This window comes from Azotobacter tropicalis (genome assembly GCF_059739045.1).
In genome coordinates, this window is record NZ_AP046059.1 from 1,823,580 (window position 1) to 1,844,182 (window position 20,603).

A 20,603-nucleotide genomic window follows, 5' to 3' on the forward strand; every position below is an offset into this window, starting at 1 on the left:
TGGAGAACAACCTCCGCCCGCCTATCCCGCGCCCCGCCGGCCCCCGTAGCCATGGGCTTGACCGGCGGCTTGTGTCATGATGCTTCCCACTTTCCGGTGCAACCATCGCTTTCCCTCCCTATGAATAAAATCTTCGCCTCGCTGGCCGTCATGATGTTTCTCGGCGGCTGTCAAAGCCTCTCCCAGCCGGGTAGCAGACCGCCGGCGAAGGAGGAGGTCGCACCGTCGCCGGCTCCGGCCAGCCCACCGCCGCCGCAGCCGGTTGCCTCATTCAGCGAAGAGACCCTGTACAGCCTGCTGGTCGGCGAACTGGCGGGGCAACGCAACCGTTTCGACATCGCCCTGGAAAACTACGCCGTACAGGCCCAGGCCACTCAGGACCCGGGCGTCGCCGAGCGGGCCTTCCGCATCGCCGAATACCTCGGCGCCGACCAGAGCGCCCTGGAGAGCGCGCTGATCTGGGCGGACAACGCCCCGGCCAACCTCGATGCGCAGCGTGCCGCCGCCATTCAGCTGGCGCGCAACGGCCGCTACGACGAGTCCATGCGCTACATGGAAAAGGTCCTGCAGGCCAGGGCGACACCCATTTCGACTTCCTCGCCCTGGCTGCCGCGGAAAGCGATCCGGAAACCCGCGCCGGCCTGCTGCAGAGCTTCGACCGGCTCCTGAAGAAATCGCCGGAAAACGGCCAGTTGCTGTTCGGCAAGGCGCTGCTGCTGCAGCAGGACAACCAGCCGAAAGCCGCCCTCGAGCTGCTGGAAAGCCATGCGGCGAGCGAGCAGGAGATCGCCCCGCTGTTGCTGCGCGTGCGCCTGCTGCAGAGTCTGGGGCGCAGCGAAGAAGCGCTCTCCCTGCTGAAGAAGGGCATGCGTCAACACCCCGACGACAAGCGCCTGCGCCTGACCTATGCCCGCCTGCTGGTCGACCAGGACCGCCTCGACGATGCCAAGGACGAGTTCGCCGCCCTGGTCGAGCAGTTTCCCGAGGACGACGATCTGCGCCTGTCCATGGCGCTGGTCTGCCTGGAGGCCAAGGCCTGGGACGAGGCAGCGGTCTATCTTCAGGAACTGATCGAGCGCGGCAGTTACGTCGATGCCGCGCACTATCAATTGGGCCGGGTCTACGAAGAGCGCGGAGAGCCGGAAAGCGCGCTGATCGAATACGCCCTGGTCGGCCCCGGCAACCACTACCTGCCGGCCCAGCTGCGCCAGACCGAAATCCTCTTCGAGAGCGGCCGCGCCGAGGAGGCCTCGACGCGCCTGACGCAGTCCCGCGAAAAACAGCCGGACTATGCCTTGCAGCTTTATCTGATCGAAGCCGAGGCGCTGACCAACCGCGAACGGCTCGACGACGCCTGGCGGGTCATCGACCACGCCCTGCAGCAGTTCCCGGACGACCTCAACCTGCTCTACACCCGCGCCATGCTGGCCGAGAAGCGCGGCGATCTGACCCAGCTGGAACGCGATCTGCGCTTCGTCATCGCGCGCGAGCCGGACAACGCCATGGCCCTGAACGCCCTCGGCTACACCCTGGCCGACCGCACCACCCGCTACGCCGAAGCCAAGGCGCTGATCGAGCGGGCCCACCAGCTCAACCCGGACGATCCGGCGATTCTCGACAGCCTCGGCTGGGTGAATTTCCGCCTGGGCGCGCTGGGCGAGGCCGAGCGCCTGCTGCGCCAGGCCGCCGAGCGCATCTCCGACCACGAGATCGCCGCCCACCTGGGCGAAGTGCTCTGGGCCCGCGGCAAGCAGCGCGAAGCCCGCAAGGTCTGGGCCAAGGCTCTCGAGGAACAGCCCGACAGCGCCATCCTGCGCAGCACACTGCTGCGCCTGACCGGATCCGAGACGTTCTGAACCATGCCCACCCCGTTGCTTCGTCACGCGCTGCTCCTCGTCCTGCTCGCCCTGCTGGCCGGCTGCGCCGGCCTGACCTCGCGGGAAGCCCTCGAAGGCCCGGGCGATCCCGACCGCTGGCGGGCGCACAAGCGCGAGATCGGCGCCCTCGATGCCTGGCAGATCAGCGGCAAGGTCGGCATCCAGGCACCCCGCGAGTCCGGCAGCGGCACCCTGTTCTGGCTGCAGCGCCAGGAGTACTACGACATCCGCCTGTCCGGCCCGCTCGGCCGCGGTGCGGCGCGCCTGACCGGGCGTCCCGGCGGCATCGAGCTGGAGGTCGCCGGCCAGGGACGCTACCAGGCCGAATCTCCGGAGGCCCTGCTCGAGCAGCAGCTCGGCTGGAGCCTGCCGGTCTCTCATCTGCTGTGGTGGGTGCGCGGCCTGCCGGCACCCGGCAGCCGTAGCCAACTCACCCTCGACGGCGATAGTCATCTGGCCCGTCTGCACCAGGACGGCTGGCAGGTCGAATACCAGCGCTATGCCGAGCAGAACGGCTTCTGGCTGCCCGAACGCCTGAAGCTGTACGGCCAGGACATGATCATCACCCTGGTCATCAAGGACTGGCAGCCGCGCCGGCTAGGACTCTGAACGCCATGCAGCACGCCCAACTGATCCTGCCGGCCCCGGCCAAGCTCAACCTGATGCTGCACATCCTCGGCCGCCGCGCCGACGGCTATCACGAGTTGCAGACCCTGTTCCAGTTTCTCGACCACGGCGACGAACTCGGCTTCACCGTGCGCGAGGACGGCATCATCCATCTGCATACGGAGATTCCCGGCGTCCCCCACGACAGCAACCTGATCGTTCGCGCCGCCCGCCGGCTGCAGCAGCAGAGCGGCTGCCGACTGGGCGCCGACATCTGGCTGGACAAGCGTCTGCCGATGGGCGGCGGCATCGGCGGCGGCAGTTCGGACGCAGCGACCGTCCTGCTCGCCCTCGACCGCCTCTGGCGACTGGGCTGGAGCGAGGACCGCCTGGCCGAGCTGGGCCTCGCCCTGGGGGCCGACGTACCGGTGTTCGTGCGCGGTCGCGCTGCGTTCGCCGAAGGTGTCGGCGAACGCCTGCAACCGATCGAGCTGGAGGAGCCCTGGTTCCTCGTCATTGCTCCGCAAGTCACTGTCAGCACAGCAGAAATTTTTTCCGACCCGGAGTTGACACGCAATACACCGGCCATTACAGTTCGCAGCCTCCTTGCCGGGATGGTCATAACGACTGCCAGCCAGTCGTCGAAAAGCGCTACCCGGAAGTGCGTAACGCTTTGAGCTGGCTGAACAAATTCGTTCCCGCCAGAATGACCGGGACTGGAGCTTGCGTATTTGGGAGCTTCCCAAATCGGGACGATGCTGATAAAGTCGCCCGCCAACTTCCAGTGCCCATGCCGGGCTTCGTTGCCCAGGGTCGCAACATCTCCATGTTGCACCGCAGGCTAGAGGCGTTGGCGCAGGGAGTGAATGCCTAGCATTCGATGATTGCGTGTCACAGGGGCGTCGCCAAGCGGTAAGGCAGCAGGTTTTGATCCTGCCATGCGTTGGTTCGAATCCAGCCGCCCCTGCCATCCCTTCCAGGGAACACACGCGTCGACCGGGTATTCAAGGATGTAACGCCACAGGGGCGTCGCCAAGCGGTAAGGCAGCAGGTTTTGATCCTGCCATGCGTTGGTTCGAATCCAGCCGCCCCTGCCATATTCCAGGAAGCTGTTCAAAAATGCCGCAATCACGCCGCCTTTTTGAGCAGCTTTTTAATTTCATCAGGTCCACCCTCAGCCGGCAGGTACTGCGCGTGTCCAAGATGATGGTCTTCACGGGGAACGCCAACCCCGATCTGGCGCGTCGCGTCGTACGTCAGCTGCATATCCCCTCGGCGATGCCTCCGTAGGCAAGTTCTCCGATGGCGAAATCAGCGTCGAGATCAATGAGAATGTCCGCGGCAAGGACGTCTTCCTGATCCAACCGACTTGCGCACCGACCAACGACAACCTCATGGAACTGGTGGTGATGGCCGACGCCTTCCGCCGCTCCTCGGCCTCGCGGATCACCGCGGTCGTTCCCTACTTCGGCTACGCCCGCCAGGACCGGCGCCCACGCTCCGCCCGTGTGGCGATCAGTGCCAAGGTGGTGGCCGACATGCTCGACGTGGTCGGCGTCAACCGCGTGCTCACCGTCGACCTGCATGCCGATCAGATCCAGGGCTTCTTCGACATCCCGGTGGACAACATCTACGGCTCGCCGGTACTGGTCGACGACATCCAGGCTCAGCGCTTCGAAAACCTGATGATCGTCTCCCCGGACATCGGTGGCGTGGTGCGCGCCCGCGCCGTCGCCAAGTCCCTGGGCGTGGATCTGGCGATCATCGACAAGCGCCGGCCGAAGGCCAACCAGTCGGAAGTCATGCACATCATCGGCGACGTGGAAGGCCGCACCTGCATCCTGGTCGACGACATGGTCGATACCGCCGGCACCCTGTGCCATGCCGCCAAGGCCCTCAAGGAGCACGGCGCCGCCAAGGTATATGCCTACTGCACCCATCCGGTGCTGTCCGGCCGCGCCATCGAGAATCTCGAAAGCTCGGTGATGGACGAACTGGTGGTGACCAACACCATCCCGCTGTCCGCCGCCGCCCAGGCCTGCCCGCGCATCCGCCAGCTGGACATCGCTCCGGTGGTGGCCGAAGCGGTACGCCGCATCAGCAACGAGGAATCCATCAGCGCCATGTTCCGCTAGGAGCAGGCGCCGATACCACCGCCCTGCCAAGCGCAGGGCCCTCAGCCATCGCCCGGACGCTGGTCGCAAGCGTCGCGGGCGATGCTGTCATTCTGGAGAAACGCAATGACCGATTTTACCCTGAATGCCGAAGTGCGTTCCGACCTGGGGAAAGGTGCGAGCCGCCGCCTGCGTCGTAACGCCGATCAGATCCCCGCCGTGATCTACGGCGGCGACAAGGCGCCCCAGTCCATCAGCCTGCTGGCCAAGGACATCGCCAAGCTGATCGAAGACGAGGCTGCCTTCAGCCACGTGATCGCCCTGAACGTCGCCGGCGCGACCGAAACCGTGCTGATCAAGGCCCTGCAGCGCCATCCGTCCAAGGCCGTGGTGATGCACGCCGACTTCCTGCGCGTGGTCGCCGACCACAAGCTGACCGCCCATGTTCCGCTGCACTTCGTCAACGCCGAAACCTCGGTCGGCGTGAAGCAGCAAGGTGGCGAAGTCTCCCACGTGATCAGCGAAGTGGAAGTCTCCTGCCTGCCGAAGGACCTGCCGGAGTTCATCGAAGTCGACCTGGCCAACGTCGAAGTCGGCCAGATCGTCCATCTGTCCAACCTGAGCGTGCCGGCCGGCGTCGAGCTGGTGGCCCTGGCCCATGGCAACGACCTGGCCGTGGCCAACATCCACGCCTCCCGCGTGAAGGAAGAAGGCGCCGAGTAATCCCTCGGAGCCACTGGAGGGCCCCTGCATGACCGCCGTGCAACTGATCGTTGGCCTGGGAAATCCCGGCCCGGAATACGACCAGACCCGGCACAACGCAGGGGCCCTTTTCGTCGAGCGCGTGGCATCCGCCAAGGGCGTCAGCCTCAACGCCGACAAGAAGTATTTCGGCCTGGTCGGCAAGTTCAGCCATCAGGGCCGCGACGTTCGTCTGCTCATCCCCACCACCTACATGAACCGCAGCGGCCAGTCCGTGGCGGCGCTGGCGAACTTCTTCCGCATTCCGCCGGCGGCCATCCTGGTGGCCCACGACGAACTCGACATGCCCCCGGCACCGCCAGACTCAAGCAGGGCGGCGGCCATGGCGGGCACAACGGGTTGCGCGACATCATCGCCCAGCTCGGCAACCAGAACTCCTTCCATCGCCTGCGGCTCGGCATCGGCCATCCCGGCGACAAGACGCTCGTCTCCGGCTTCGTGCTCGGTCGGGCGCCACGCAGCGAACAGGAGAAGCTCGAGGCCTGCATCGACTTCGCCCTCGACGCGCTGCCGGACATGCTCGACGGCCAGTGGACCCGTGCCATGCAGCAGCTGCACAGCAGGAAAGCCTGAGCCCACCCTTTTCCACCGACTTCAGCTCTGCGAGGGACACACCATGGGATTCAACTGCGGCATCGTCGGCCTGCCCAACGTCGGCAAGTCCACCCTGTTCAACGCCCTCACCAAGTCCGGCATCGCCGCCGAGAACTTCCCGTTCTGCACCATTGAGCCGAACAGTGGCATCGTGCCGATGCCCGACGCGCGCCTGGACGCCCTCGCCGCCATCGTCAAGCCCGAGCGCGTGCTGCCGACCACCATGGAGTTCGTCGACATCGCCGGTCTGGTGGCGGGCGCCTCCAAGGGCGAGGGCCTGGGCAACAAGTTCCTCGCCAACATCCGCGAGACCGACGCGATCGCCCATGTGGTGCGCTGCTTCGAGGACGACAACGTCATCCACGTGTCCAACAGCGTCGATCCCAAGCGTGACATCGAGATCATCGACCTCGAACTGATCTTCGCCGACCTCGACAGCTGCGAGAAGCAGCTGCAGAAGGTCGCTCGCAACGCCAAGGGCGGCGACAAGGAGGCCCTCGCCCAGAAGGCCCTGCTGGAAAAGCTGATTCCGCATTTCAGCGAAGGTAAGCCGGCCCGCTCGCTGATGAAGGGCATGGACGACGAGCAGAAGCGCATCATTCGCGGCTTCCACCTGCTGACCAGCAAGCCGGTGATGTACATCGCCAACGTCGCTGAAGACGGCTTCGAGAACAACCCGCACCTGGACGTGGTCAAGGCCATCGCCGAGGAGGAAGGCGCCATCGTGGTGCCAGTGTGCAACAAGATCGAGGCGGAGATCGCCGAGCTCGACGACGACGAGGAAAAGCAGATGTTCCTCGAGTCCATGGGCATGGAAGAGCCCGGTCTGAACCGCGTGATCCGCGCCGGCTACCAGCTCCTCAACCTGCAGACCTACTTCACCGCCGGGGTGAAGGAAGTGCGCGCCTGGACCGTCAAGATCGGCGCCACCGCGCCGCAGGCCGCCGGGGTGATCCACACCGACTTCGAGAAGGGCTTCATCCGCGCCGAGGTCATCGCCTACGACGACTTCATCCAGTACAAGGGCGAGGCCGGCGCCAAGGAAGCCGGCAAGTGGCGCCTGGAGGGCAAGGACTACATCGTCAAGGATGGCGACGTGATGCACTTCCGCTTCAACGTCTGATCGTTTTGCTTGCGTTCTCGACCTTCGGGACTGACACAGCGCTTCGTAACACCCTGTGAGGCTCTTGTCTTCGCAGGGTGTTGCCTTTCGGAAATACATTGCACCCGACTCGGCCATAGGCGCGATGCATCCCTGCGCCCAAGCAATGCAAGGGATGACTAATCCAGCCAGATCTTCTTTTCACATGCTGGATAGCGATATCCATCAGCCTACAAAACGCATCGAACTGTCCGCCACTACCTGGCGATGCTCAATAGGATCCCAAGTAAATCGGCATCTTGTTCTACCGGATGCGACGACATCTCATATTGGAAAAAGTTTCACACGAAAATAAGATGCCTTCCTTTTGCCAGCATATCGAAAGGAGCAAAAAGTGGAACCTGTGTATGTGAAAGCCCCTCCCCCCACCGACGAGATCGATCTTCGGGACCTGTTGGCACGCTTGTGGTCCGAGCGTTTCCTGATAATCGCAGTCACGCTGCTAATCGCTGCAGCAGCAGCAGCCTATGCTTTCCTGGCCAGGCCCTACTATGAGGTCAGGAGCGTACTACGACCGCCAGTCATCAAAGCTCTCGACGAACTTAATTCAACCGGCGTATACGCCCTGGATGCTGAAACTGCTCTCAAGCGTGTCGGAGCCGCCTTGGACTCCTATACGAACCGCCAGGCCTTTTTTCAGGCCAACAAGGAGCAGTTCGCCTTTCTGCTTAAAGCAGATCAAACTTTCGAGCAGTTCTTCGACAAGTTCAATGGGGAAGCATTCACAATGCTTCAACCTGATCCCAAGAAAAATGAGGGCTTGTCGCCTTACGTAGGAGTTTCTCTTACTTACCCAGAAGGGGTGGATGGGGTACGCCTGACCAACGAGTTCGTTGACTTCGCCATCGCCTCGGAGCGCAAGAAAATCGAGGACGACTTTGCCACGGTAGTACAAAACCAGCTGGCCTTGGTTGAGCGCCGGATCGAAGCCGAACGCGCCAGATATCTATCCGCCAAGGATGTCCAGGTTGCCAAACTGCTGGAAGCCGATGCCCTTGAGCGAGCTCAACTGCAAGATGAATTGGATGCCCTGCGCAGCGAACTGCGTACCCGCCGCAACAACCGCATAGCCCAGCTGAATGAAGCTATCCGCATCGCGACTGCTCTGAATATCCGCAAACCGACTACTCCGAATGCCATGGGAGAGAGCGGCAAGTCAGCTCAAGGCAATGTGATCCGCACGGAAGTCAATAATCAGGAAATCCCGCTGTATTTCATGGGCGTGGATGCACTGGAGGCAGAGCGTGATGTGCTGGAAAAGCGTCGCTCCGACGACTTCGCCTCGCCACGCATCGCAGAAATCCAAAAGAGGTTGCACTTGCTGGAAACGAACCGGCAGGTCGAGCTGCTCAAACAGCGCAAGGACAAGGAGGAAGACCTGTTCCTCAATGATCTGGACAAGTTGATTGGCGAGGCGACTCGCCTTCGCAACCTGAAGGTCGACTTCTCCAATCTATCTCTGGCGAAAATCGATCAACAGGCGATTGAGCCGATTAAGCCAGTCAAGCCGAAAAAAGCCCTGATCCTCGCTCTGGGACTGGTTCTGGGCTGCATGCTTGGAATATTTATCGCACTCCTGCGCAGCATGATGCGCAAGAGCTCATCGACCAGCAAAAACCTTTCTTCCCTGCCCCACTTGCCCCTGCAGGGCAATCAGCAGATCGCTGCCTGATCCTGCCTCCCGCAAAGGGCCACATAGGCCAACTCCTTCGATGTATCCGAGACAGCCATGGATGGCTTGTCCGCTCCCGAAGTCGACACCCGATAAAAGGCGGCAACGATGTCCGCAACGTTCGCCAGCAATCATGCATACGCCGAACAGCACGGCGAACACTGCCTGCACAATAGCGGACTCACGAAGCAGGATGTCTGTCGGATTGACAGCCACATACCGGCGGCCCGCCTGCCGACAGCCCTCTTACCTCCAGCCTTTCAAGGTCTTTGCTTTTCGAGGAATTGATCGTGGCCGCACTTTTTCGCGTGGGCGCGCCGCAGAGGGCATTCCCCGGCCCCGGGCTCCCACGCAGGAGCGCGGGAGCCATCAAAGGACTACATCGTCAAGGATGGCGACGTGATGCACTTCCGCTTCAACGTCTGATCGCTCCCCGCTCAGCCAAGGCTCCAAATCCGGGGCCTTGGCCCGCTCTCCGCCTCACCCCCGCCCTACCAGCCCGGCCAACTGCCAGCCCAGCGACACCAGCGCCAGGCCGACGGCCATCAGGGTCAGGCGGTGGCGTCCAGCACCCTTATCCTGCGCCTCCTCCAGAAACTGCAGACGCGCCTCCGCGCTGTCCAGCGCCTCGGCCCTGGCCTTCAGCTCGCCCTCCAGGCGCACCAGCACCTTGCGCTGCACCTCCAGGACCCGGGCCTGCTCCTGCTGCCAGGCGCCCTGGCGCTGTTCGACAGTGCCGAACGCCTTGCGCAGCGGCAGGACGTTCTGCTCCAGCGTGACGACGACCTCCTGGCGAAACTGCGTCAGCCGCTCCGAGAGCGCCTCGCGCAGTTGCCGGGCCGCCGCTTCCTGGGCCTCGATGCGTGCCTGGCCGGCCTGCGCCTGCTGCTGCAGCTTCCGCTCCAGCGCTACCGCACCGGCGGCGGACCTGTCCGCAGCGGCCTCCAATTCGATCCGTACCTGATCGATATGGTCGCGGAACTCGTCGAACAGCTTCCTCTCCAGCCCGGCCTGACGCTGCGTGAAGTCGCGGCCCAGGTCGTCGAGTCGGATACGCCAGTCGCTGACCACGGTGACCAGATCCTCGGCCACGCAGACGACCATCTGCTGGTTGAGCGCCTCCATCTGCGACTCGGCCTGCTCCAGGCGCCTCACGCTGCTCACCAACTGGTCGGTCTGCTCCGCCGTGACGTCCCGGGCCTCCAACAATCCCCGGTTGGCCAGGTCGATCTCCTGCTGCTGCTGCTCGAGCGCCCGCTGCTGGCCGAGGATCTTGCGGTTCTGCTCCTCGAGGATGTCGGCCTGCTGCTTGAGCATGTTCTGCTGGTGCAGGAGCACCCGCTGCTGGTCGCTCAGGACCTTGGAGATCGCCGCATTGACGATCAGCAGTTGCGAGGACTTCTGCGACAGGCTGCCGATCGACTTCTGCAGATCGATCTGGGCGTCCTGCAGCTTGTCGTCGCGGTCCTTCCACCAGTTGCCGATCAGGCTGCCGCCCTTCTTCTCCTGGCGTGCCCGCTCCAGCTCCTCGGCGCTCCGGCCGACCTCGTCCTGGGCGGACAGCATGCCGCCGACCAGTTCCTTGATGTCGGCCGAGCGGATGATCTGCTCGGAAACCTCCACGGAGGAGAAGGCCTGCACGATCTGCAGCTCCTGTCCGCTCCGCTTGTCCGCGTCGTGTTCCACAAAAATCGCCTCGGAAAAGCTCAATGGTTACCGGTATTGTCCAGAAAACCACCGCTGCCTTTGCCCGGCCCGTTGGCAAATTCGTCACGTCGCGCGGCAGCCGGCCGGCCAGAATGTCGCACGGGCCGGTCCTCTCGACGGGACAGCAGCCACTGCCGGCCGATGTCCGCTCCCGCCAACGCCGCCAGCAGGTCGCCCACCTGCAGCGACTCCAGCTCGGCGCGCAGCCGCTGCGGCCAGTCGTCCGGCCGGGCGCCGAGCCAGGCCGTGGCGGCACGCTGCAAACGCGCCGGGCGACTGCTCTCGTCGAGCGCCTCCAGCACCGCCCGGCGGGCCGAAGCCAGTCGCCCGGCATCCAGATCGGCGAGGCGCTGCCGCTGCACGACGAGAAACTCCCGGATCGCCTGCTGCAGGCGCACGGCCGGAACGTGCGGCGATTGCACGCCCAACTGCAGCTCGGCGCCCTCCTCGGTCTCGACGAAACGGCAGAACAGCGCATAGCCCAGCCCCTGCTCGACGCGCAGGGCCTGATGGAAGGCGCCCGGCCAGAGGACCGCCAGCAAGCGCCACGCTGCCTCTCGGCGCGGCTCACCGGGCGGTGCCAGCAGACGCAGCAGGACTGCCTGCTCGCTCCCCGCGATCCCCAGATGCAGCTCGTGCTCGCCGCCCAGGAGCTGCACCTGCGATTGCATGGCCGCAGGACGGCCGAGCCCCTGCAGCAGCGGCAACACGGCCGAAGGCACCTCGCCCATGCACCAGCCGCACAGACCGGCACCGGCCAGGTAATCGCCAACCAGGTCTGCCAGACCGGCGCTATCCAGCGTCGTCAGCTGCCGGGCGAGGCCATCCTCATCCACCACCGGCACACGCGTCCGCGCTGCCGGATGCGCCACTAGACGGCGCAGCAGGATCTGCTGCGCCTGTGCATCGCGGCGCCGCTGCCAGGCAGCGCGCCAGCACGCCGCGTCGCCCTCGCGCAGCGCTGCCAGCAGAGGCGCCAGCACCGAAGGCAGCGCGGCCGGCGGCCCGCTCAGGCACAGGCTCAGGCGTCCAGCGTGGCTCGATACCTGGCAGTCGACGCCGAACGGCTGCGCTGCGCCGGCCAGCGTGTCCCAGCACTCGGCCAGCGCCAGCTCCGCCAGCTCGGCCGCCAGCTGCGCCTCCGGCCCCGGCGCTGCCGCCTGCCAGGCGAGCAGCAGTGCGGCGTGACCGGGACGCAGCAGCTCCGTGCCCGTGCTGCGCCACTCCGCCGGCCAGTCTCCCGCAGCGGCCTGAGGCGCTGGCGCCTGGAAAGGATTGATCGCCGCAAGCTGCCACACCTCCTGCACCGGCGGCAGCTCGGCCAGCGGCGTCACCAACCGGCGCACCGGAAAGCGCGGGGTGAACTCGCCCTGCGCCAGGGCAGCACGGCAGCACTGCAGGACCAGCGGCGGCTGTGCCAGCGGGCTCAGCCAGTCGCCCAGCACGGCGTTCGCCGCTGGCGCCGGCCACAACGCCGGCACGGCGCCGCCCTGGCGCTGCCAGCGCTCCAGCCAGCGCGCGGCACGCTCCAGCGGCGCCTGTTCGTACTCGTCCCAGGCCTGGCTGATGCGCAGGTTCTCGATCAGGGTCAGAGTGCCGATCCGCTCCGGCGCAGCCTGCAGCCAAGCCAGCCAGTCACGACAGAGGGCAGCGACCTGCGCCTCGCGGCCACTGCCCTCGTCCAGCAGCTCCAGATGCAAGGCCAGCAGCGCCTGCCCGGCATCCGCCGGATGCAGCTCCAGGCGAGCCGACCGGGCCAGACCGCGGGCGCGCAGCACGCCGAGCAGGCTGCCGAAATCGCTGCGCTGCAGCGCCTGGCGCAGCTGCTCCAGGGCCGGGTCGTCGCGCGCGGGGACATGCGCCAGCGCCCACCACAGACTCATGCGCCGCCGTGCCGGCTGCTCCAGCTCCAGACGCAGAGGGCCCTGTCCTGCCGGCCAGGGCGATGGCCAGGCGGGCGCCGGCACAGGGACGCCACCCGGCAGCGCGCCGGCGACGGCGCGGACCTGCGTCTCCAGCTCGTCCAGGGACTGCGGCCCGCAGACCAGCAGGCGCAGGCTCTCGCCCCGGTAATGCCGGGCATGCCAGGCACGCAGCTCGGCGAGAAAGGTTGGCGACTGCGGATCGAGGCTGTCGCGCGCGCCGGCATGAAAATGCGCCAGCGGATGGGCCGGATCGAGCAGTCCGGCCAGCGCGCCGAGCAGCTGGCTGTCGCCGTCCTGACAGCGCGCCAGATACTCGGCATGCAGCACCTCGCGCTCGGCGAGCAGTCGCTCGGGCAGCAGCAGCGGCCGCGCCAGCAGATCGCAGAACCGCTCGAGTGCCGGGGTCAGCTCGCCCGCCGGCACCTCCAGGTAGTACTGGGTGCAGAGACCAAGGGTGCGGGCGTTGTAGCGCCCGCCCTGGCCGTGCACGTACCCGGCGAAGGCGCCGACTTCGGCGAAGCCCTCGCTGCCGAGGAACAGGCAATGTTCGAGAAAGTGCGCCAGTCCCGGCCAGGACTCGGATTCGTGCAGGCTGCCGGCGTCCACCCCGGCGGCCAGGGCCACGCGGCGGGCTTGCGGGTCGTGCAGCAGGATCGCCTGCACGCCGTTGTCCAGGCGCAGGCTGCGCTGCTGCAGCGGCGGCAGTTCATGCATGGCCCGGCGCCTCAATCCAGCAGGCGCCGATAGAAGCGCCATTCGCGCTCCAGCGCATCGGCCAGATGGGCGGCCTGGCGAAAACCATGGCGCTCGTCGGGATAGAGCCGGTACTCGACCGACACCCCGTGCGCGCGCAGGGCGGCGACCATCGCCTCGGTCTGCTGCGGCACCACCACCGCATCCAGGCCGCCCTGGAAGAAGATCACCGGCGCCTGGATGCGCCCGGCGTGCAGCAGCGGCGTGCGCTGCCGGTAGCGTTCGGCGTCGCGCTCGGGATCGCCGATCAACCAGTCGAGGTAGTCGCCCTCGAACTTGTGGGTGACCCGGCGCAGGCTCAGGGGGTCGCTGACCCCGTACAGGCTGGCGCCGCCGCGGAACAGGTCGCGGAAGGCCAGGGCGCACAGCGCGGTGTAGCCGCCGGCGCTGGCGCCGCGGATGAAGGCCCGCGCCGGGTCGATCGCCCTCGCATCGCCCAGGTCGCGGACCAGGGCGCAGGCGTCCTCCACGTCGATCCGCCCCCACTCGCCCGCCAGGCGCAGCCGATAGGCGCGCCCGAAGCCGCTGGAGCCGCGGTAGTTGAGGTCGGCCACGGCGAAGCCGCGCTGGGTCCAGAACTGGATGCGCGGATCGAACACCGGATAGCAGGCCGAGGTCGGCCCGCCGTGGACGAACACCAGCAGCGGCGGCCGCCCGTGCTCGGGCTCCGGGCAGGCGGCATTGCGCGGCGGATAGAAGAAGGCCTGGGCCGACTCGCCCTCGCCGGTGGCGAAGCGCAGCGATTGCGGCCAGGACAACTCGACCTCGGCCAGCGGCGCGTCGCCCCCGGCGAGCCGGCGCACCGCCCCGCCGGCCCGCTCGATCGCCAGGACCGCCGGCAGCCGCGTCGGCGAACCGGCGATGCAGTAGAAATACCCCTCGTCCGCCGCCAGCTGGCGAAAGCGGCTGAACTCGGTCGCCAGATAGCGCTCGCGGCCCGCGGCATCGCGCTCGATCAGAAAGCCCCAGCCCTCCTCCTGGCAGGTGAGCAGCAGGCCGCCGTCCGCCAGCAGCAGGTAGCTGACCGTGCCCAGCAGCCAGGGCGCCGGGGCATGGTCGGCGGCGGCCAGGGGGCGCGGCTCGCTCCAGTCCACACCGCGGGTGGACAAGGCTGCGCCGTTGTCCACCCTATGTCCTGCGTCCTCGCCCACACGGTCAACAACCTGCAACCGGCCATCCAGCTCCACCCAGGGCTGCCACCAGCCGGCGCGGTCGGAGAGGCACCACAGGCGCCCGTCGGCGGCGAAGCAGGGCTGCTGCAGCGCCTCGTCGCCGTCGAGGCCGGCCAGGGTCACGGGCTGGCCGAGCGGGCCATCGGTCTCCACCTCGGCCAGGCACAGGCGAGTGGCGGTCCACGGCAGCTCGGGGCGGTCCCACTCGATCCAGGCCAGGCGGCGGCCGTCGGCGCTCAGCCGCGGCGCGCTGTAGAAGTCGGCGCCCTCGGCCAGCACCCGGCGCGTGCCGTCGTGCAGCGACAGGGCGACCAGCCGGTGCACCACCGCCTGTGCCGCGTGGCTTTCCTCGACCGCCAGCACCGCGCTCCAGCCCGGTGCGTAGTGCAGGTCGCCGTAGCGGCAGTCGGCCTGGGCGCTCAGCGCTTCGGCAGCGAGTGCATCGACGATGCGCGTGCGATAGACCTGCTGGTCGGCCTCGTCGACCCAGGCCACGCCGTCCTCGACGACGCAGAAGGCCCCGCCGCCGTATTCGTAGACCCGGCTGCGCACCGAGCGGCCCGGCGGGGTCAGGCACTGCACGGCGCCGTCGCGCCACAGCCACAGGCGGCAGCGTCCGTCGTCCGGGCGGTATTCCAGCCAGAGCAGGCCGCCGAGGCCGGCCTGCAGCCCGGCGAAGTCGCAGCTGGCCGCGGCGGCATCCGCCGCCAACCAGCGGCTGGGCCAGGAACCGTAGGGCATGGGTTGCGTGGACACGGGCAAACCTCCCGGAAAATGGCCAATCGAGGGCCGATGGCGAAGCCCATCGGCCGCCGGGTGGAGAGCCGCCGGCGCGGCCTCCCTCCTGACTCTGACCCCTACCCCTTGCAGATGATCTTCGAGGTCCGGGCATTGCGCCAGATCAGCCGCTCCAGGCCGAGCGGCGCCTCCTCCGCCTGGCGGCGGGCGTCGAGGATCAGGCCGTGCTGGGCCGACTTGCCGCACACCGGGTCGGTCGCCTCCGCGTCGCCGGTGAGCAGGAAGGCCTGGCAGCGGCAACCGCCGAAGTCGCGGCCCTTCTCGTCGCAGGAGCGGCACGGCTCGGGCAGCCAGTCGTCGCCGCGAAAGCGATTGAAGCCGAAGGAGTCGAACCAGATGTACCGCAGGCTGTGCTCGCGCACGTTGGGAAATTGCACCGGCAGCATCTTCGCGCTGTGGCAGGGCAGCGCCGTGCCGTCCGGGGCGATGTCGAGGAACAGGCTGCCCCAGCCGCCCATGCAGGCCTTGGGGCGCTCCTCGTAGTAGTCCGGGGTGACGAAGATCAGCTTGCACGGGTGCCTCTGCGCGGCGAGCTTCTCGCGCCATTCGTTGGTGATGCGCTCGGCGCGCGCCAGCTGCGCCTTGGTCGGCAGCAGCCCGGCGCGGTTCAGCTCGGCCCAGCCGTAGAACTGGCAGGTCGCCAGCTCGACGAAGTCCGCCTCCAGCTCGAGGCACAGTTCGATGATCCGCTCGATGTGGTCGATGTTGTGCCGGTGGGTGACGAAGTTGAGCACCATCGGATAGCCCTGGGCCTTGACCGCGCGGGCCATCGCCAGCTTCTGGGCGAAGGCCTTGCCGGAGCCGGCCAGCAGGTCGTTCACCTGCGCGTCGGCGGCCTGGAAGCTGACCTGGATATGGTCGAGGCCGGCCGCGGCGAATTCGGCGATGCGCGCCTCGCTGAGGCCGATGCCGGAGGTGATCAGATTGGTGTAGTAGCCCATGCCGCGGGCGGCGCGGATCAGCTCGGTCAGGTCCTGGCGCACCAGCGGCTCGCCGCCGGAGAAGCCGAGCTGGGCGGCGCCCAGTTCGCGGGCCTGGCGGAACACCTCGACCCACTCGGCGGTGGACAGCTCCTCGCCCTGCTTGGCGAAGTCCAGCGGGTTGGAGCAGTACGGGCACTGCAGCGGGCAGCGGTAGGTCAGCTCGGCGAGCAGCCACAGCGGCGGGCCGGGCACGAAACCGGGCTTAGCGAAGCTCGATCCAGAATCGCTCACGCGCCACCTCCAGAAACTCCAGGATGTCCGTCTCGATGTCCTCGGCCTCCGGGAAGCGCTCGCGCAGGCCGGCGACGATCGCGGCGACGCTGCGCACCCCGTCGACCTCGGCGAGGATCGCCCCGGCGCTGCCGTTGAGCTTGATCATCCCTTCGGGATAGAGCAGCACGTGGCAGTCCTGCGCCGGCTCCCACTGGAAACGGAAGCCACGGCGCAGCGCCGGGATCTTGTTCAGGACTTCGTCGCTCATCGGCACACCTCCGTAGGGTGGGAAACGCGCGCAGCGCTTTCCCACCAGGATGCGTGACGGTGGAAAAGACCTGCGGTCGTTTTCCACCCTACCGGAACCGCCTGCCGCGCGATCACAGCGCGATTCCCCGGTGCCAGACCCGCTCGCCGGTCACTGTGTGGTACGGCGGGCGGTTCAGCTCGTAGGCCATGCTCATGGCGTCGAGCATGCTCCAGAGGATGTCCAGCTTGAACTGCAGGATCTCCAGCATGCGCTCCTGGGCCTCGCGGGTGGTGTAGTGCGCGAGGGTGATGCGCAGGCCGTGCTCGACGTCGCGGCGCGCCTCGCTCAGGCGCTTGCGGAAGTAGTCGTAGCCGCCGGCCTCGATCCAGGGGTAGTGCTGCGGCCAGGTGTCGAGGCGCGACTGGTGGATGGTCGGGGCGAACAGCTCGGTCAGCGAGCTGCTCGCCGCCTCCTGCCAGCTGGCGCGGCGGGCGAAGTTGACGTAGGCGTCCACCGCGAAGCGCACCCCGGGCAGCACCAGTTCCTGGGAGAGCAGTTGCTCGCGCGGCAGGCCGACCGCCTCGCCGAGACGCAGCCAGGCCTCGATGCCGCCCTCCTCGCCCGGCGCGCCGTCGTGGTCGAGGATGCGCTGGATCCACTCGCGGCGGGTCTCGCGGTCCGGGCAGTTGGCCAGGATCGCGGCATCCTTGAGCGGGATGTTCACCTGGTAGTAGAAGCGGTTGGCCACCCAGCCCCGGATCTGCTCGCGGGTCGAGCGGCCCTCGTACATGGCGACGTGGAACGGGTGGTGGATGTGGTAGTAGGCGCCCTTGGCGCGCAGCGCCTGCTCGAATTCGGCAGAGCTCATGGCTGGCTCGGTCATCGTGGCTCCTCGAAGAGGCAGGCGAAAGCGCCCTACAGTTCGATATCCATCCCGTCCCGGGCGACCTCGACGCCGCGCGCGGTCAGCTCGGCGCGCTCGGGCGAGTCCTCGTCGAGGATCGGGTTGGTGTTGTTGATGTGGATGAGCACCTTGCGCCCGGCCAGACCGTCGAGCACCTCGAGCATGCCGCCCGCGCCGCTCTGCGGCAGGTGGCCCATCTCGCTGCCCAGCCTGCTGCCGCAGCCGGCGTGGATCAGCTCGTCGTCGCGCCACAGGGTGCCGTCGACCAGCAGGCAGTCGGCGCGGCGCATCCAGTCGAGCAGCGCCTCATCCACCTGGCCGAGGCCGGGGGCGTAGAACAGCACGCCGCCGGTGCGGCTGTCCTCGACCAGCAGGCCGATGTTGTCGCCCGGATGCGGGTCGTGGCGGTGCGGCGAGTACGGCGGCGCGGCGCTGCGCAGCGGAATCGGGGTGAAGCGCAGGGCCGGGCAGGCGTCGATCGCGAACGGCCGGTCCAGGCCGATGGGCTTCCACGCTAGTCCGCCGTTCCAGTGCTCGAGCATGTCGAACAGCGGGAAATCGGTGGTCAGGTCCTGGTGGACCATCGCCGTGCACCAGACCTCGTGCGGGCAGCCCTCGCGCAGGCTGAGCAGGCCGGTGGTGTGGTCGATCTGGCTGTCCAGCAGGATCAGCGCGCGGATCGCCGTGTCGCGCACCGCGCGGGCCGGCTGCAGGGCCGGGAAGGCCTCGATCTGCGCGCGGATGTCCGGCGAGGCGTTGCAGAGGATCCAGTTCTCCCCGTCGTCGGACAGGGCGATGGACGACTGGCTGCGCGGCGTGGCGCGCAGGCGGCCCTCGCGCAGACCGCGGCAGTTGCGGCAGTTGCAGTTCCACTGGGGAAAACCGCCGCCGGCGGCCGAGCCGAGAATTCGGATGTGCATGGGCGCATGGAAAGGCCCCGGCACGCCGGGGCCGGATCGCTCAGCGGTTGGCGAAGTACAGCGTCACTTCGAAACCGATGCGCAGGTCAGTGAAGGCGGGTTTGGTCCACATGACAGACTCCTTGCAGGTGCGTGCTGGTGAATGATTGATCCGGCGCCGCTTGTTTCGACGGGATCTGCAACGATCCGTTCGGAACAGTGCGCAGGAAACTCCCCGCGAGCGGCCTTGGCAGCCACGGCCCTTCCTTCCATTAAAGAAGAAAAGGCCCTGGGCAGCCGGCCCCCACCCTCAGCCGCGCCTTTTCCCCGGCATCTCGATGCCGTGCTGGTTCACCCGGCGGTACAGGGTGGCGCGGGAGATGCCGAGGGACTCGGCCGCCGGCCCCGGTTTCCAGCGGTGGCGGACCAGCGCGTCGAGCAGCGCCTGGCGCTCCGGATCGTCGGCCAGCGCGGCGGCGTCCTCGCCGGTGGCCAGGCGCCCGCCGCGCAGCTCGGCCGGCAGGTCGCCGGGCTGGACCACCCCGCCGGCGCACACCGCGCAGGCGTAGCGCAGGGCGTGGCGGAGCTGGCGCACGTTGCCCGGCCAGCGGTAGCCGAGCAGGCATTCCAGCGCCGCGCCGCTCAGGCCGACGGGCTCGCCGCAGGACTCCGCCTCCTCCTCCAGCACGCGGTTGATCAGCGCCAGACGGTCGCTGCGTTCGCGCAGCGGCGGCAGCTCGAAGCGCGCGCCGCCGATGCGGAAATACAGGTCCTCGCGGAAGCTGCCGTCCGCCACCATCCCCTTCAGGTCGCGGTGGGTGGCGCAGATCACCTGGATGTCCACCGCCTGCCGCCGCGCCGCGCCCAGGGGCGCCACCTCGCCCTCGGCGAGCACGCGCAGCAGGCGGGTCTGCAGGGTCAGCGGCATGTCGCCGATCTCGTCGAGGAACAGGGTGCCGCCGTCGGCCTGCTGCAAGAGGCCGCGCATGCCCTTGCTGGAGGCGCCGGTAAAGGCGCCGGCGGCATAGCCGAACAGCTCGCTCTCGATCAGGCTCTCGGGGATCGCCGCGCAGTTCAGGGCGACGAAAGGCTTGCCGCGGCGGGCGCTGGCCTCGTGCACCTGGCGGGCGAAGACCTCCTTGCCGGCGCCGGTCTCGCCCTGGATCAGCACCGGCAGGTTGCGGTCCTTGACCCGCACGGCCAGGCGCAGGTTCTCGGCGATCCGCGGATCGAGCTCGCTGGCGCACGGCGTACTGCGCAGCGCCACCCGCTGCGGGCGCTGCGGCACGCTCAGCCGGACGTGCAGGGCGAGGCTGTCGCCGCGTCCGCGCAACTGGCAGGTGGAGCCGTCCTCGGCGGCGTGCAGGGCGTCCGGGTCGAACACCTCGGCGACATGGGTCGGCACCTCGCCGAAGCGCTGGCCCAGGTAGCGGCGCGCCGCCGGGTTGAGCGCCAGCAGGCGGCCGTCGGCGTCCCAGGCGAACAGGTAGTCGGGCTGGCTGTCGACGTAGCCCGGCGCGGCGTGGGCGCGCAGTATCCAGTGCCCGCAGGCACTGTGCATGAAGAAGGCGTTCTCGATCTGCCGGGCGCTCTGCGCCACCAGTTGGCGGACCAGGGTCTGGCTGCGGCGGTCGTCGGGCGACTGCACCGCCGAGACGTCGAGCACGCCGAGCAGTTCGCCCTGCGGGTCGAAGACCGGCGCCGCCGAGCAGGTCAGGCCGATGAAGGCGGCGCGGAAATGGTCGCGCTTGTGCACCGTCAGCGGCATCCGGCTGGCCAGCACGGTGGCCACCCCGCAGGTGCCCTCCTCGCCTTCCGACCACCAGGTGCCGAGGTCGAGGCCGGCCTTGCGGCAGTCGCTGCGGATCGCCGAATCGACCCGGTAGTCGATGGTCCGCCCCTGGGCGTCGGCGAGCAGCACGCAGTAGTCGGCGTCGCGCACCTGGCCGTGCAGGCGCGAGACCTCCTCGCTGGCGATGCGCAGGAACAGCTCGGCGCGCTCGCGGCACTCCCTGAGCAGGATCTGGTCGAGGATGCGCGGCCCCTGCAGGGAGCCGGGATCGAGCCGGTGCTGCTCCAGCGAGCGGCGCCAGGAATCGAGGATGGGTGCGGGAACCGGCGCCTGGGGCAGGCGGGCGGCGTTCTTCACCACGCGACTGACACAGTCCACGTGGGCCTTCGAGTGTGCGGAAAGCATACCGTCTCCGTCTCT

General features: G+C 67.7%; 14 protein-coding genes, 2 tRNA genes and 4 pseudogenes. 10 read left to right on the forward strand and 10 right to left on the reverse strand.

All coding sequences use genetic code 11. The features are described from left to right. Positions 1-120 precede the first annotated feature (120 nt). From Atro_RS08535 to Atro_RS08555, 5 genes and pseudogenes are all read left to right on the forward strand, one after another. Positions 121-1,856, forward strand: a pseudogene (locus Atro_RS08535) (tetratricopeptide repeat protein). Between the two features lie 3 nt (positions 1,857-1,859). Further along, a complete protein-coding gene (lolB, locus tag Atro_RS08540; RefSeq protein WP_497927237.1) occupies positions 1,860-2,486 on the forward strand; it encodes a lipoprotein insertase outer membrane protein LolB in 627 nt (208 codons plus the stop codon). Positions 2,487-2,491: 5 nt separating this feature from the next. After that, a pseudogene (gene ispE / locus Atro_RS08545) lies at positions 2,492-3,357 on the forward strand (4-(cytidine 5'-diphospho)-2-C-methyl-D-erythritol kinase). 21 nt (positions 3,358-3,378) lie between these two features. Beyond that, positions 3,379-3,453 (forward strand) — tRNA-Gln (locus Atro_RS08550). 52 nt (positions 3,454-3,505) lie between these two features. Further along, positions 3,506-3,580, forward strand: a tRNA-Gln gene (locus Atro_RS08555). Positions 3,581-3,611: 31 nt separating this feature from the next. Here Atro_RS08555 and Atro_RS08560 read toward each other — a convergent pair. Then, positions 3,612-3,749, reverse strand: coding sequence for a hypothetical protein (locus tag Atro_RS08560; RefSeq protein WP_497927748.1), 138 nt, complete (start codon positions 3,747-3,749; stop codon positions 3,612-3,614). Between Atro_RS08560 and Atro_RS08565 the strand changes: the two are divergent. The 5 genes and pseudogenes from Atro_RS08565 (at position 3,687) to Atro_RS08585 (ending at position 8,787) form a co-directional block, all read left to right on the forward strand. Continuing rightward, a pseudogene (locus tag Atro_RS08565) lies at positions 3,687-4,618 on the forward strand (ribose-phosphate pyrophosphokinase). The gene Atro_RS08560 and the pseudogene Atro_RS08565 sit on opposite strands and share 63 nt — an antisense overlap. A 105-nt stretch (positions 4,619-4,723) precedes the next feature. Further along, complete coding sequence (locus tag Atro_RS08570; protein ID WP_497927238.1) at positions 4,724-5,320, forward strand: 50S ribosomal protein L25/general stress protein Ctc; 597 nt, start codon at positions 4,724-4,726, stop codon at positions 5,318-5,320. Between the two features lie 28 nt (positions 5,321-5,348). After that, positions 5,349-5,932, forward strand: a pseudogene (pth, locus tag Atro_RS08575) (aminoacyl-tRNA hydrolase). Between the two features lie 43 nt (positions 5,933-5,975). Continuing rightward, positions 5,976-7,076: a redox-regulated ATPase YchF gene (gene ychF, locus Atro_RS08580; RefSeq protein ID WP_497927239.1), complete on the forward strand. Its 1,101-nt coding sequence runs from the start codon at positions 5,976-5,978 to the stop codon at positions 7,074-7,076. A 373-nt stretch (positions 7,077-7,449) separates the two neighbouring features. Next, entirely contained in the window at positions 7,450-8,787 is a 1,338-nt protein-coding gene (locus tag Atro_RS08585; RefSeq protein WP_497927240.1) for a Wzz/FepE/Etk N-terminal domain-containing protein, read from the forward strand. 480 nt (positions 8,788-9,267) lie between these two features. Here Atro_RS08585 and Atro_RS08590 read toward each other — a convergent pair whose 3' ends face one another. The 9 genes from Atro_RS08590 to Atro_RS08630 form a co-directional block, all read right to left on the reverse strand. Beyond that, positions 9,268-10,473, reverse strand: a complete 1,206-nt coding sequence (locus Atro_RS08590; RefSeq protein ID WP_497927241.1) for a hypothetical protein — start codon at positions 10,471-10,473, stop codon at positions 9,268-9,270. 20 nt (positions 10,474-10,493) lie between these two features. After that, entirely contained in the window at positions 10,494-13,133 is a 2,640-nt protein-coding gene (pqqF, locus tag Atro_RS08595; RefSeq protein WP_497927242.1) for a pyrroloquinoline quinone biosynthesis protein PqqF, read from the reverse strand. A gap of 11 nt (positions 13,134-13,144) precedes the next feature. Then, complete coding sequence (locus Atro_RS08600) at positions 13,145-15,085, reverse strand: alpha/beta hydrolase family protein (RefSeq protein WP_497927645.1); 1,941 nt, start codon at positions 15,083-15,085, stop codon at positions 13,145-13,147. A gap of 116 nt (positions 15,086-15,201) precedes the next feature. After that, positions 15,202-16,356, reverse strand: a complete 1,155-nt coding sequence (gene pqqE / locus Atro_RS08605; protein ID WP_497927243.1) for a pyrroloquinoline quinone biosynthesis protein PqqE — start codon at positions 16,354-16,356, stop codon at positions 15,202-15,204. Further along, positions 16,328-16,606, reverse strand: a complete 279-nt coding sequence (gene pqqD / locus Atro_RS08610; protein ID WP_497927244.1) for a pyrroloquinoline quinone biosynthesis peptide chaperone PqqD — start codon at positions 16,604-16,606, stop codon at positions 16,328-16,330. The genes pqqE and pqqD overlap by 29 nt, the downstream gene beginning before the upstream one ends. Before the next feature lie 112 nt (positions 16,607-16,718). Then, complete coding sequence (gene pqqC / locus Atro_RS08615) at positions 16,719-17,471, reverse strand: pyrroloquinoline-quinone synthase PqqC (protein WP_497927245.1); 753 nt, start codon at positions 17,469-17,471, stop codon at positions 16,719-16,721. A gap of 32 nt (positions 17,472-17,503) precedes the next feature. After that, complete coding sequence (gene pqqB / locus Atro_RS08620; protein WP_497927246.1) at positions 17,504-18,412, reverse strand: pyrroloquinoline quinone biosynthesis protein PqqB; 909 nt, start codon at positions 18,410-18,412, stop codon at positions 17,504-17,506. A 40-nt stretch (positions 18,413-18,452) separates the two neighbouring features. Further along, on the reverse strand, positions 18,453-18,524 hold the full coding sequence (pqqA, locus tag Atro_RS08625) for a pyrroloquinoline quinone precursor peptide PqqA (RefSeq protein ID WP_072432761.1): 72 nt from the start codon (positions 18,522-18,524) through the stop codon (positions 18,453-18,455). 177 nt (positions 18,525-18,701) lie between these two features. Then, positions 18,702-20,588: a sigma-54-dependent Fis family transcriptional regulator gene (locus Atro_RS08630; RefSeq protein ID WP_497927247.1), complete on the reverse strand. Its 1,887-nt coding sequence runs from the start codon at positions 20,586-20,588 to the stop codon at positions 18,702-18,704. Between the last annotated feature and the right edge of the window lie 15 nt (positions 20,589-20,603).